This is a genomic window from Pseudomonas sp. TMW 2.1634, assembly GCF_001703595.1.
Lineage (GTDB): Bacteria > Pseudomonadota > Gammaproteobacteria > Pseudomonadales > Pseudomonadaceae > Aquipseudomonas > Aquipseudomonas fragi.
Window position 1 is genome coordinate 1,291,483 of record NZ_CP016849.1, and the last position, 12,464, is coordinate 1,303,946.

Annotated in this window: 11 protein-coding genes; 5 read left to right on the top strand and 6 right to left on the bottom strand. The window is 59.4% G+C overall.

Annotation, left to right across the window (positions count from 1 at the left end; all coding sequences use genetic code 11):
• Positions 1-10 precede the first annotated feature (10 nt).
• The 4 genes from BFC21_RS06100 to BFC21_RS06115 all read right to left on the bottom strand — a co-directional run bounded on the left by BFC21_RS06100 (position 11) and on the right by BFC21_RS06115 (position 5,092).
• Positions 11-1,342 (bottom strand): HlyD family type I secretion periplasmic adaptor subunit, encoded by a 1,332-nt coding sequence (locus tag BFC21_RS06100; protein WP_016781015.1) that lies wholly within the window; start codon positions 1,340-1,342, stop codon positions 11-13.
• Positions 1,339-3,081 (bottom strand): type I secretion system permease/ATPase, encoded by a 1,743-nt coding sequence (locus BFC21_RS06105; RefSeq protein ID WP_088377442.1) that lies wholly within the window; start codon positions 3,079-3,081, stop codon positions 1,339-1,341. Before BFC21_RS06105 ends, BFC21_RS06100 begins: the two co-directional genes overlap by 4 nt.
• A 121-nt stretch (positions 3,082-3,202) precedes the next feature.
• A complete protein-coding gene (locus tag BFC21_RS06110; RefSeq protein ID WP_016781017.1) occupies positions 3,203-3,514 on the bottom strand; it encodes a protease inhibitor Inh/omp19 family protein in 312 nt (103 codons plus the stop codon).
• Between the two features lie 135 nt (positions 3,515-3,649).
• The gene (locus BFC21_RS06115; RefSeq protein WP_095003749.1) at positions 3,650-5,092 is read right to left on the bottom strand and encodes a serralysin family metalloprotease; all 1,443 of its coding nucleotides are present in this window, start codon (positions 5,090-5,092) and stop codon (positions 3,650-3,652) included.
• A 683-nt stretch (positions 5,093-5,775) separates the two neighbouring features.
• Here BFC21_RS06115 and BFC21_RS06120 point away from each other — a divergent pair.
• The 5 genes from BFC21_RS06120 to BFC21_RS06140 all read left to right on the top strand — a co-directional run bounded on the left by BFC21_RS06120 (position 5,776) and on the right by BFC21_RS06140 (position 10,974).
• A complete protein-coding gene (locus BFC21_RS06120; RefSeq protein ID WP_095003800.1) occupies positions 5,776-6,804 on the top strand; it encodes a LacI family DNA-binding transcriptional regulator in 1,029 nt (342 codons plus the stop codon).
• An 83-nt stretch (positions 6,805-6,887) separates the two neighbouring features.
• Entirely contained in the window at positions 6,888-7,670 is a 783-nt protein-coding gene (locus BFC21_RS06125; protein WP_095003748.1) for a sugar phosphate isomerase/epimerase, read from the top strand.
• Entirely contained in the window at positions 7,663-8,634 is a 972-nt protein-coding gene (locus BFC21_RS06130; protein ID WP_088377445.1) for a sugar kinase, read from the top strand. The genes BFC21_RS06125 and BFC21_RS06130 overlap by 8 nt, the downstream gene beginning before the upstream one ends.
• Before the next feature lie 49 nt (positions 8,635-8,683).
• On the top strand, positions 8,684-9,979 hold the full coding sequence (locus tag BFC21_RS06135) for an MFS transporter (RefSeq protein WP_088377446.1): 1,296 nt from the start codon (positions 8,684-8,686) through the stop codon (positions 9,977-9,979).
• A gap of 5 nt (positions 9,980-9,984) precedes the next feature.
• On the top strand, positions 9,985-10,974 hold the full coding sequence (locus tag BFC21_RS06140) for a D-glycerate dehydrogenase (protein WP_162939288.1): 990 nt from the start codon (positions 9,985-9,987) through the stop codon (positions 10,972-10,974).
• Here the strand turns inward: BFC21_RS06140 and BFC21_RS06145 are convergent, their stop codons facing one another.
• Both BFC21_RS06145 and BFC21_RS06150 read right to left on the bottom strand, forming a co-directional pair.
• Positions 10,975-12,054, bottom strand: a complete 1,080-nt coding sequence (locus BFC21_RS06145; protein WP_088377447.1) for a polyamine ABC transporter substrate-binding protein — start codon at positions 12,052-12,054, stop codon at positions 10,975-10,977.
• A 54-nt stretch (positions 12,055-12,108) separates the two neighbouring features.
• Complete coding sequence (locus BFC21_RS06150) at positions 12,109-12,450, bottom strand: cupin domain-containing protein (RefSeq protein ID WP_016781025.1); 342 nt, start codon at positions 12,448-12,450, stop codon at positions 12,109-12,111.
• Positions 12,451-12,464 lie beyond the last annotated feature (14 nt).

A 12,464-nucleotide genomic window follows, 5' to 3' on the forward strand; every position in this document is an offset into this window, starting at 1 on the left:
GGGCAGCATCCTAGCGCTCAGTCAACGCAGAACCTGCGCGGTCCAGCAGGGGTTTGAACAGGTAGTTGAGCAGCGAACGCTCGCCGGTGCGCACAAACATCTCGGCCGGCATGCCGGGCTTGATCACCAGCCCGTTGAGCTTCTCCAGTGCCTGATCACTCACTGAGCTGCGCAGCACGTAGTACGGCATCCCGGTTTTCTCATCGAGCAACTGGTCGGCCGACACCAGGTTCACCTGGCCCGACACCCGCGGCGTGCTGCTTTGGTTGAAGGCCGTAAACAGAATGTCCACCGGCAACTGGCTGCCCACCCGGTCCACCAGATTCACCGGCAAGCGCCCTTCTACCTCAAGACGCGTGCCCTGGGGCACGATCTCCAGCAGGGTTTCACCCGCCCGCACCACCGCGCCCTCGGTGTGCACACTGAGGTTGACGGCAATACCATCGGCTGGCGCATTGATCTCGCTGTGCAGCAGGTCAAACCCCGCCGAGGCCAGTTGCTGCTCAAGGGTCAGGGTCTTGAGCTGGGCATCGGCCAGCTGGCTGCGCACGTCCTTCTGATATTCATCGTTGTGCTGTGCCAGTTTGAGCCGCGATTCCACAATGCCCTGCTCGATACGCCCGCTCTCACCGGTGTTCTGCGCCAGATCCTGCTGAACCCGGGACAACTGCCGCTCGTACTCCATCAAACGATTGCGCGGGATATAGCCTTTTTCAGCCAGGGGACGAAGATTGTTCAATTGATCACGCAGGGAATCGGCCTGGGCCATTTGATCGCTGCGAGCTTGACGCATCCCGCTCAATTGCCGGGTAGCGCCTTCGATACTGGCCTTGAGCGCGGCCTGTTCGCGGGCAAAGGCTTCGCGCCGGCTACTGAACAACTGCTGCTGGCCCTCCAGGACCAAGGCCAGGCGCGGGTCAGCGGCCTGGCTTAATTGCGCAGGGAAACTCACCCGTGCCAGGTTGTCACGCTCGCTTTGCCAACGGGCCTGGCTGGCCCAGGCCATGCGGTACTGCGCACGCAACGATTGCACGTCGGCCTCGACCTGGGTCTGGTCCAGGCGAAACAACGGCTCGCCCTGCTGCACCCTCTGGCCCTCGCGCACCAGAATCTGGCGCATCACCCCGCCGCCCAGCGATTGCACCGCCTTGCGCTTGCCGGACACCACTACCGTGCCTTGCACCGCGATGCCCTCGTCCAGCGGAGCCAGGCTGGCCCACAGGAAAAAACTGCCCGCACCGACCAGGGTCAGCACCCAGCCTGCGCGCACATAAAAGCCCGCACTGCGCTCAGGCAATGGCGATTGGGTGTGCTTGTTTATCAATGCAGCGTCCTTGCTCATGCGTCAGCACTCTGACGGTGGATACTGGCCGCTTGCGGCGCGGCTTGTTGCGACTGGGCTGCGGACAGTGCCTTGAGCACCTCGGCACTGGGGCCGAACACCTGGCAGCGACCGTCATTGAGGACCAGCAGCTTGTCGGCCTGGGCCAGCGACGCTGAACGATGGGTGACCAGCACCACGGTGCAGCCCTGCCCCTTGAGATGGCCAATGGCCCGGGTGAGCGCTGCGTCGCCAACGGCATCGAGGTTGGAATTGGGTTCATCCAGCACCACCAGCCGCGGGTTGCCGTACAAGGCCCGGGCCAGCGCGACCCGTTGTTTTTGCCCGCCCGACAGGCCACTGCCCTCGTCCCCCAGAACCGTGTCGTAACCTTGCGCCAAACGCAAAATCATCTCGTGAACCCCCGCCTGCTGCGCCGCAGCGACCACCTGCTGGGGGTCTGCGTCGCGAAAGCGGGCGATATTCTCGGCAATGCTGCCGCTGAACAGCTCGATATCCTGGGGTAAATAGCCTATATGCGGCCCCAACTGCTCACGGTTCCACTGATGAATGTCGGCACCATCCAGACGCACCGTGCCCGCCAGCGTCGGCCATACCCCCACCAGCACCCGTGCCAGAGTCGACTTGCCAGAGCCCGAGGCCCCCAGCACGCCGAGCACTTCGCCGGCATTGAGGCTAAAACTGACGTGCTGCAAGGTGGGCTGGCGCTTGCCCGGCGGGGCCGCACTGACCTGTTCAAAGCTCAACTGACCCTTGGGGGCGGGTAGCGGCAGGCTGTCCTCACTGGCCGGATGCTCGCGCAGCAGGCTGTCCAGGCGCTGATAAGCCAGTTTCGCCGAACTCCATTGCTTCCAGACCGCAATCAACTGATCAATGGGGCTCAACACGCGGCCCATCAAAATCGAACCGGCAATCATCATGCCCGCGCTCATGTCGCCCTGGATAACCAGCAAGGCCCCCAGGCCCAATACCAGCGATTGCAGGCATAAGCGCAGGGTCTTGCTCAGCGAACCGATTACCGCACCGGTGTCACTGGCCTTGTTTTGCTCGGCCAAAAAGCGCGAGTGCAGAGCAAACCAGCGTTGGCGCAACACGCCCAGCATGCCCATTGCCTGAATGGTCTCGGCATTGTGCAAATGGCTGGTAGCCAGCTGGCTGGACTGCATGGAATACAGGCTGGCGCGGCCCAGGGCTTTACGCGTCATCACTTCATTGATCCACGCCAAAGCGATCAGCAGCAGCGCACCCGCCGTTGCCATCAGCCCGAGCCAGGGGCTGAATAAAAAAATCACCCATAGATACACCGGAAACCACGGGGCATCAAAAAAGGCGAATAACGCAGGGCCGGTGACAAACTGGCGAATCAGGGTCAGATCGGCCAATGCCTGGCCAGCATGGGCCTGGCCGCTGAACAGGTTGCGCTCGAATGCGGCGCGGTAAACCTGCTGGTTGAACCGGCGCTCCAGCTGACTGCCGACGCGAATTACAATAAAACTGCGTACGGTTTCCAGCGTACCGATAAAGATAAAGAACCCCACCACCATCAATGACAGCATGGCCAGTGTTGTGGTGTTTTGTGACGACAACACCCGGTCATATACCTGCAGCATGTAAATCGATGGCACCAGCATCAATATATTGATCAGGGCCGTAAAACAGCCAACACTGATCAATATGTTTTTATAGTCGGCCAGCGCATGTATCAGCGGCGCAACGGGGCTGTTTTTCAATCGCCTCATGAATCTTCCTTGATCGACAAAAACGGCAGGCAGGCCTGAACAAAACAGCCAGGCACACTTGAACCGTACTGTTCAGGTATCGGCTCAGGTATTGAGAACTCCTGCTGGACGGCACTACTCTTTATTCAGGGTTACGCACCATGACCAAGACCGTTTCGGTTTTGACCTGCGCTTCATAGTGCCCCGGCTCGATACGGTTCATATGCACCAGCGCCGTGCCGTCCGGTCCCATCAGATAAATACCGTCGGGGGTTGGCGACCAACTTTTGGGCACTTCGCCCAACCATGTTTTCAGGCACTTGACTTCACTGTTGAAGGTTTTGTGTTCGGCCACCAGCTGTACCGTACAGCGGTGCGTTGCATCGTCCTGCGGGTAAAACGTCCAACTGCCCGCCAGTTGCGCGGGGCTCAGCAGCAGCAAGGAACTGGCCATGGTGCTCTCCGTGGTAAATGTCAGTAATGCGGCGATACAGCCCATTACCTTGATCAATCTGCATGCCATAGGGCTTGTCCCTTGACGTTTGCCGGCCGAAGGCAGCGCTTGCGCGCTGCCCGTGTACCGGCAGGCTTACACGACGATGTCGTAAGTTGCCACTTGACCCACGGTGTTGACCAGGAAGTCGGCTACAGCATGACCGCTGAAGTCGACCGCAAAGTGGCCCAGGTTGCTAGCCGTGTCATAGCTGACAATCGCTTCGCCGGCGCGGCCGGTGAAGGCATCGACAAAGTTCAGCCCCGCCAGCTTGGTGATGGCCGAGACATCGATTTTGTCGATGCCGGACTGGAAGTCCATGATGATATCGGCTGCACCCGGCGCGGAGTCAGACACTGCGCCAAATACAAAGATATCCGAACCCGTGCCGCCCCACAGGGTGTCAGCCCCGCCACCGCCATAGAGGATGTCGTTGCCGGCACCGCCCTTGAGCACGTTATTGGCGTCGTTGCCGATCAGCAGGTCATTGCCTGAACCACCAATGGCGTTTTCCACGGTCACGCCCTGGGCAATCGACACGTTACCGGTCATGCCGCCCACATCGGAGAACGAACCGGCCGTAAGGTTGATCTTCTGGTTTTGGCTGAAACCGGAGAAGTCCAGCGTGTCGTTGCCGCCGCCATCCCACACCGAAAAAATCAGCTTGGAACTGGCAGACGTTGCGCTGTAGTAATCACGATCAGCGGTGGAGTTGAAACCGTAGACGGTATCGCCCGCGCGGGTTTCAAGATTGGCGCCATAGAGCTTCTGCACCGCGGCGATATCATCCAGCAATGGCGCCGATGCGTAGGCACCTTCGCCGCTGTTGGTGAAGTGCTGACCGGTGTTGCTTTCGCTCCAGTAGCTCATGACGCTGTAGGCACGGGTGTCTTCGCCATACACCGCATCCCGGTAGGTAGGGTTGCCATTGCCGGCGTTGTAGTCTCCCGGGTGCGACAGCCCCAGGGTGTGGCCGATTTCGTGGGTCAGGGTCTGGCGACCGTAGTTGCCTTCACCCGGGGTTTTGTTGACCGCATAGTCCTTGTTGATCAAGTACCACGATTCGCCTTTGCGCGCACTGCTGGGCAGGTAGGCAAACGCCGCGCCGCCGTTGCTGGCACTGAAGTTGGCAAAGGTCATGTGGCCATCCCCGCCGCGGGCTGCCGGGCCTTCGGTGAACGTCACCTTGGCAACATCGGCCCAGGACTCCAGCGACAGTTTGGCCTGTTCTTTCTGCAATGCCGAGAACTGGCTGAACGTGCCCAGGCCACGGGTGGCGTAACCTGCCGGCGGCGCCGTGAGGAAGGTATAGGTAAGGTTGATCACACCATCGCCGTTGAGGTCATGCCAACTGGCCCCGGAACGCGTGAGCTGATCCGCGGCCTGGTCGGTGGTGAGCGAAGGTTTGCCATTGACCAGATGATCACCGCGATCATAGAAATGGCTGAAGTTATCAATCTGAGTGAAGGCAGAACTGCCGGTGTTTGCCGCTTGCACCTGGCCAACGGACAATGCTGCTTTCTCTTTAAGTTTCGACATGTAAACATTTCCTTGTTTAGCAGTAGAAAGTTTTTTGACAGACCACGACGACCCCTTGGCGAGATCGTCCTATCACTCGCCGTTTTATGGCGGTGTGAAACTGACACAATCTGAAATATTTAGTCCAGCACTTTTTCAGGGCTCATTTGCGCAAACGCCGGAAGTTACCGGAAACATTGAATGTTCAAGAAAAAGTATTTTTTAATGCGCAAACGGCCAACAACTGACTGCACGGTCTAAATACAAAAAGTTAAATCGAGGGGCTTCTCATCCGTCTTGAACTTGGGCCGATACTGTATTCATATAACACCCGTCATATAACTTTCGTATCACTTCCAGCTCTCGATTTTTATATGTCCAGTGTCGCTTACTGACAAGTTTGCGTCGCAACTAGCAAGTTTCCTGACTGTTGTAGCAGCTGACGAGTGGAACGAGGCTGCGTCCGAGTGCGCAGCAGTCGTAAACCAAGCGGCTCGAACTTTCAGGCACACCTTAATTGCCGGTTTTACGAGCGCTGCGCACTCGGACGCAGCCTCGTTCCACTCGTCAGCTGCTACAGGGGCTACAGAGGCCCTAAAACCATTGTCACTTGACGCCACCCGGGCATTTGGGTTTCCATGAAACCGGTTTCAGCGTCCACTCGCGAAATCGCCTGCGATAACACCAATAAAAGGTTTCAGGCCGTGAACAGTTTTTCCGCAGCTCAGCGCACCCGCGTGACCATGCTCGATGTTGCCCTGCGCGCCGGCGTTTCCAAGGCCAGCGTGTCGCGCTTTATCGGCGAAGACCGCGCCTTGCTCTCCGAAGCCATCGCCGAACGGATCGAGCGCGCCATCAATGACCTGGGCTATCGCCCCAATCAGATGGCCCGAGGCCTTAAACGCGGGCGCACACGGCTGATCGGCATGCTGGTGGCCGATATCCGCAACCCCTACTCCATTGCCGTCATGCACGGTGTCGAAACCGCCTGCCGCCTGCACGGCTATAACCTGGTGGTGTGCAACACCGACCGCAATGACGAGCAAGAGCGCCAACATCTGGCCGCTCTGCGTTCCTACAATATCGAAGGCTTGATCCTTAACACTCTTGGCCATCACCCGGACGCACTGCAAGAGCTGCATCAGGAAATGCCCATCGTGCTGATCGACCGTAAAGTCGAACAACTGCACACCGACCTGGTGGGCCTGGACAATGCCGACGCGGTACGCATGGCCCTGGAGCATCTTGAGCAGCAAGGTTATCGCGATGTGCTGATGGTCAGCGAACCGGTCGATGGCACCAGCTCGCGGATCGAGCGCATCAACAATTTTACCCGCCAGCTTGCCAGCCACCCCGCCCTGCGCGGCGCCGTGGTGAACACCGGTGCGGGCCTGCGCGACGCCCTGCACCATTTCCTGCAAAGCCCCGGCAGCGACGCCAAGGCCATATTCTGTGCCAACGGCCTGGCCACGCTGGCCTGTACCCAGGTACTGCGCGACTTGAATTGCCGTTTGTTCGAAGACGTGGGCCTGATTGCCCTGGATGACCTGGAATGGTTCCCGCTGGTGGGCAACGGCATCACGGCCCTGGCCCAACCTACGCAAAAAATCGGGGCCAGTGCCTTTGACTGCCTGCTAAAACGCCTGGGCGGCGACAAATCGGCGCCCCTGACCCTGGATTTTGCCCCCCAGTTGATTGTTCGCGGCTCCACCCGACACCCCCGAACTGCCTGATCCATTAGCGGCTGGCAACCTTTACCCGGTTGCCAGGCATTTGCTGCACAACAAAATGAAACCGGTTTCAGAGAATAATGACAATGACTACATTTCCCGTTTCCATCAGTTTGTCGAGCTACGGTGCCGACCTGGTTCGCCAACGCGGCCAGGCCAGCTTTATTGAGGTGTTGGCCAACGCCGGTGTGTCACGCATCGAACTGCGCGAAGAACTGCTGACCACAGAAGACCCCGTCACCTTTAGCCAGGCCGTGCAGGATAACGGGCTTGAGTGCGTATTCTCATCGCCGCTGGAACTGTGGGAGGCCGGGCAATCGCGGCCCAACACCCAATTGCAGGCCACCCTGCAGCGCGCCCACGCCTTTGGTGCTCAATGGCTGAAAGTGTCGCTGGGCTATTTCACCGAACACTGTGACCTGCAAAACCTCGCAGCCCTGCTCAACCAGCAACCGGTGCGGCTGCTGGTGGAAAACGACCAGACCTCCTATGGCGGTCGCATCGAACCCATGCAGCGTTTTTTCGATCAGGTCGAGCAGCAGCAAGCGCCGATCAGCATGACCTTCGATATCGGTAACTGGCACTGGCAGGATCAGTCGGCCAGCACCGCAGCCCGCCTGCTGGGCCGCTATGTCACCTACCTGCACTGCAAAGGCGTGAGCCGTCGCCCGGACGGCAAGCTGGTCGCCACCCCGCCGACCGACACCGACCTGCAACACTGGCAACACCTGATGACCCATATGCCCCACGGGCTGACCCGGGCCATCGAGTATCCGCTGCAAGGTTCGGACCTCGACGGCCTGACCCTGGAGCACGTCGCCGTACTGGCGCGCTTGAGCCACAAGCAACAGGAGCTGAGCCATGTCTAAGGTCGATGTGCTGTCGTTTGGCGAAACCATGGCCATGCTGGTGGCCGAAGAAACCGGCGACCTGGCCCTGGTCGAGCGCTTCCATAAACGCATTGCAGGGGCCGACAGCAATGTGGCCATTGGCCTGGCACGGCTAGGCTTCAAGGTGGCCTGGTTGAGCCGCGTGGGCGCGGATTCCCTGGGGCGTTTTGTGCTCAATACGCTGCGAGCCGAAGGCCTGGACTGCCAGCACGTAGCCGTCGACCCGCAACATCCGACAGGTTTCCAGCTCAAGTCTCGCGTCGACGACGGCAGCGACCCACAAGTCGAGTACTATCGTCGCGGTTCGGCGGCCAGCCACCTGCACCGCTCTGCGCTCAACCCGCAGTTGCTCGGCGCCCGCCACTTGCACGCCACCGGTATCCCGCCGGCACTGTCGGCCAGTTGCAACGAGTTGTCGTTTGAACTGATGAAATCGATGCGTGCCGCCGGCAACAGCGTGTCGTTCGACCCCAATCTGCGCCCTTCACTGTGGGCCAGCGAACAACAGATGATTCGCGACATCAATGCCCTCGCTGCCCACGCAGACTGGGTACTGCCGGGCCTGAGTGAAGGCCGTCTACTGACAGGCTTTGATGACCCGTCCGATATCGCCGCTTTCTACCTCGACCAGGGGGCTGAGGCCGTCATTATCAAACTAGGGGCCGAAGGCGCGTTTTACCGCACCGCCCAGGTTGAGCAATTTGTCCCGGCGGTGCCGGTGGCCAATGTGATCGATACCGTGGGGGCCGGCGACGGCTTTGCCGTCGGGGTGGTCAGTGCCCTGCTGGAAAACCTCGGCTTTGCCCAGGCCGTACAGCGCGGCAACTGGATCGGCAGCCGCGCCGTGCAGAGCCGCGGCGATATGGAAGGCCTGCCCACCCGCGCCGAACTCAACCACTACAACGCGCTGCGCGCACCTGATCAAACAACGCAATCTGCTTGACCTGTCACCTGCTGCGAAAAAACAAAAACAAGCTCAGGAGCACCCTCATATGCAATCGCTAAAACTCGCCGCCCGTCGTTGGTGGTACATCATGCCGATCGTGTTTATCACCTACAGCCTGGCGTACCTTGACCGTGCCAACTACGGCTTCGCAGCGGCCTCCGGCATGGCCGAAGACCTCAATATCACCCCCGGCCTGTCATCGTTGCTGGGCGCGTTGTTCTTTCTGGGCTACTTCTTCTTTCAAGTACCCGGTGCGATCTACGCCCAGAGAAACAGCGTGAAAAAGCTGATTTTTGTCAGCCTGATCCTCTGGGGCAGCCTGGCCACCCTGACCGGCGTGGTATCCAACGCCTACTGGCTGATCGTGATCCGTTTTACCCTCGGTGTGGTCGAAGCGGCCGTGATGCCAGCCATGCTGGTGTACCTGTGCCACTGGTTTACCCGTGCCGAACGCTCACGCGCCAACACCTTCCTGATCCTCGGCAACCCGGTGACCATGCTGTGGATGTCGGTGGTATCGGGTTATCTGGTGCAGCATTACAGCTGGCGCTGGATGTTTATCGTCGAGGGCTTGCCAGCAGTGCTCTGGGCCTTTATCTGGTGGCGCCTGGCCGATGACCGTCCAAGCGAAGCCAAGTGGCTGAGCCATCAGGAGAAGCAAGACCTGCAAAGCGCACTGGACGCCGAGCAAGTGGGCCTCAAGCCGGTGAAAAACTACGCTGCGGCGTTCCGTACCCCCGCTGTGATCCTGCTGGCCTTGCAGTTCTTCTGCTGGAGCATCGGCGTGTACGGTTTTGTCCTGTGGCTGCCGTCGATTCTCAAGCAAGGCGCGCAGATGGACATGATCGAGGCCGGCTGGCTCTCGGCCCTGCCGTATCTGGCAGCCGTGATCGCGATGCTGGTGGTGTCCTGGGGCTCGGACAAAATGCAAAAGCGCAAACGCTTCGTCTGGCCGCCGCTGCTGATCGCCTCTATCGCGTTCTACGGTTCCTACATGCTGGGTGCAGAACACTTTTGGTGGTCCTACGCACTGCTGGTGATTGCAGGTGGCTGCATGTATGCCCCTTATGGCCCGTTTTTCGCCATCATCCCGGAAATCCTGCCCTCCAACGTGGCGGGTGGCGCGATGGCGCTGATCAACAGCATGGGCGCACTGGGCTCGTTTGCCGGTTCGTACCTGGTGGGTTACCTGAACAGCTCCACCGGTTCGACGGGCGCGTCCTTTCTGTTGATGAGCGGCGCGCTGCTGATTTCGGTACTGCTCACCCTGATGCTTAAACCCGCAGCCAAAGACCCTGCTGCGTCGCAGCACAGCACATCGCAACGCCTGGCCCACTCTTGAATTCAATGTCGGTGAATCCCTTGAAAAAGAATGTCGTGCTCTACAAAGAACTCTCCCCGCAACTGATGCAGCGCTTGCAGGCCCATGCCAATGTCACGCTGATCGAAAAGCTCGACGCCGCCGGCATGGACCAGCTGCGTGCCGCCCTGCCCCAGGCCCAGGGGATTTTGGGCGCCAGCCTGAAACTGGATGCGCAACTGCTGGACCTGGCACCCCACCTGGAAGCGGTGGCCAGCGTGTCGGTGGGTGTCGACAACTACGACATCGACTACATGACCGAGCGCAAGATCCAGCTCACCAACACCCCTGACGTGCTGACCGAAACCACCGCCGACACCGGTTTTGCCCTGGTGCTGGCCAGCGCCCGGCGGGTGGTGGAACTGGCCAATATGGTGCGCAATGGGCAATGGGTGAAAAACGTCGGCCCCGAGCAGTTCGGTACCGACGTGCATGGCAAGACCCTGGGCATTATCGGCATGGGTCGCATCGGCGAAGCCCTGGCGCAACGCGGTCACTTTGGTTTCGGCATGCCGGTGATCTACCACAGCAATTCACCCAAGCCCGCAGTCGAAGCGCGTTTCAATGCGCAGTACCGCAGCCTCGACGCGTTGCTGCAAGAAGCCGACTTTATTTGCCTGACCTTGCCCCTGACCGCACAAACCGAAGGTTTGATCGGTGCCGAGCAATTTGCCCTGATGCGCCGCGAGAGCATCTTTATCAATATCTCGCGTGGCAAGGTGGTGGACGAAGCGGCGTTGATCAACGCCCTGCAGCAAGGCCAGATTCGCGCGGCCGGGCTGGACGTGTTCGAGCGCGAGCCGCTGGAGCCGACCTCGCCGCTGCTGCAACTGGATAACGTGGTGGCCACCCCGCATATCGGCTCGGCGACTTTCGAAACCCGCGAAGCGATGGCCCGCTGCGCCGTCGACAACCTGCTGGCGGCATTGGCCGGTGAACGCCCGGCCAACCTGGTCAACCCGCAGGCATTGCGCTGATTATTTGCCGCTTTTGATATTGGTCCAGACGCGCGTGCGAACCCGGTCAATATTCAGCGGCATGGCCTCCAGGGCAAACAGCTTGTCCATCATGGCGGGGGTTGGATAGACCTTGGTGTCAGCCTTGATTTCAGGGCTGACCAGGGCATCGGCCTGTTCGTTGCCATTGGCGTAGTGCACATAGTTGCTGATCCCGGCCATCACGTCCGGGCGCAGCAAATAATTCATAAAGCTGTAGGCGGCTTTTTCATCCGGCGCATCGGCGGGCATGGCAACCATGTCAAACCAGATCGCTGCACCTTCCTTGGGGATCGAATACCCGATCTCAACGCCATTTTTGGCCTCTTTGGCCCGGGTTTCGGCCTGCAAGATATCGCCTGAGAAACCCACCGCTACGCATATATTGCCGTTGGCCAGGTCACTGGTGTACTTCGATGAGTGAAAGTAGCTGATATAAGGTCGCACCTTAAGCAGCAACTCTTCAGCTTTCTTGTAGTCAGCGGGGTTTTTGCTGTGATGAGGCAAGCCCAGATAGTTGAGCGCCGCCGGCAAGACCTCCGGGCCATTGTCCAGAATTGCCACGCCGCAGGATTTCAGCTTCTGCATGTTTTCGGGCTTGAAGATCAGGTCCCAGGAGTCCACCGGCGCATCTTCGCCCAGCACGGCCTTGACCTTGGCGACGTTGTAACCAATCCCGGTGCTGCCCCACAGGTAAGGAAACCCATGCTCGTTGCCCGGATCGTTGACCTGCAGCGCCTTGAGCAGCACCGGATTAAGGTTTTTCCAGTTCGGCAACTGGCTCTTGTCGAGCTTCTTCAGTGCCCCGCCCTGAATTTGCCGCGCCATAAAGTGGTTGGACGGAAATACCACGTCATAACCCGATGAACCCGTCATCAATTTGCCATCCAGCGTCTCGTTGCTGTCGAACAGGTCATAGCTGAAGGCAATGCCGGTATCACGCTGGAAGTTTTTCATGGTGTCGGGAGCAATGTAGTCCGACCAGTTATAGACCTTCACGGTCTCGGCGGCCTGACACAGCGTACCGGCCAGCATCAGGGGCAACAGGGTCATACGGATCATGATTCGATTCCTTGCATGTTTGGGGCAGCTGTTTTTATAAGCAGGTTTCGGCGATCAAAGGATCAATACATAAGTCTTGCGCACGGTCTCCTGGATATCCCAGATGCCGGTGCTGTTGGCAGGCAACATCAGTGCATCGCCCGCTTCTATGGTCAGGGTTTCACCGTTATCCGGGGTGAAGGTGCAGCGGCCTTGAATGAAGTGGCAGAACTCCTGTTCCATGATCTGCCGGCGCCAACGACCCGGGGTACACTCCCAGATACCGGTTTCGACGCCGTCGTTGCGCTCGACGCAGGTCACCGACGTCACGGCCACCGGCGTACCCAGCGGCACGGCGACGGGGAAAGATTCCTGCAAGGTGACGTTGGCGGTGTTTTTAAACTGAGTGATGCTCATGGGATGCTTCCTGT

Coding starts and splice junctions, on each gene's coding strand:
- BFC21_RS06110 (WP_016781017.1), bottom strand. CDS start 3,514: ATGGCCAGTTCCTTGCTGCTGCTGAGCCCCGCGCAACTGGCGGGCAGT.
- BFC21_RS06100 (WP_016781015.1), bottom strand. CDS start 1,342: ATGAGCAAGGACGCTGCATTGATAAACAAGCACACCCAATCGCCATTG.
- BFC21_RS06130 (WP_088377445.1), top strand. CDS start 7,663: ATGTCTAAGGTCGATGTGCTGTCGTTTGGCGAAACCATGGCCATGCTG.
- BFC21_RS06140 (WP_162939288.1), top strand. CDS start 9,985: ATGTCGGTGAATCCCTTGAAAAAGAATGTCGTGCTCTACAAAGAACTC.
- BFC21_RS06150 (WP_016781025.1), bottom strand. CDS start 12,450: ATGAGCATCACTCAGTTTAAAAACACCGCCAACGTCACCTTGCAGGAA.
- BFC21_RS06125 (WP_095003748.1), top strand. CDS start 6,888: ATGACTACATTTCCCGTTTCCATCAGTTTGTCGAGCTACGGTGCCGAC.
- BFC21_RS06135 (WP_088377446.1), top strand. CDS start 8,684: ATGCAATCGCTAAAACTCGCCGCCCGTCGTTGGTGGTACATCATGCCG.
- BFC21_RS06115 (WP_095003749.1), bottom strand. CDS start 5,092: ATGTCGAAACTTAAAGAGAAAGCAGCATTGTCCGTTGGCCAGGTGCAA.
- BFC21_RS06145 (WP_088377447.1), bottom strand. CDS start 12,054: ATGATCCGTATGACCCTGTTGCCCCTGATGCTGGCCGGTACGCTGTGT.
- BFC21_RS06105 (WP_088377442.1), bottom strand. CDS start 3,081: ATGAGGCGATTGAAAAACAGCCCCGTTGCGCCGCTGATACATGCGCTG.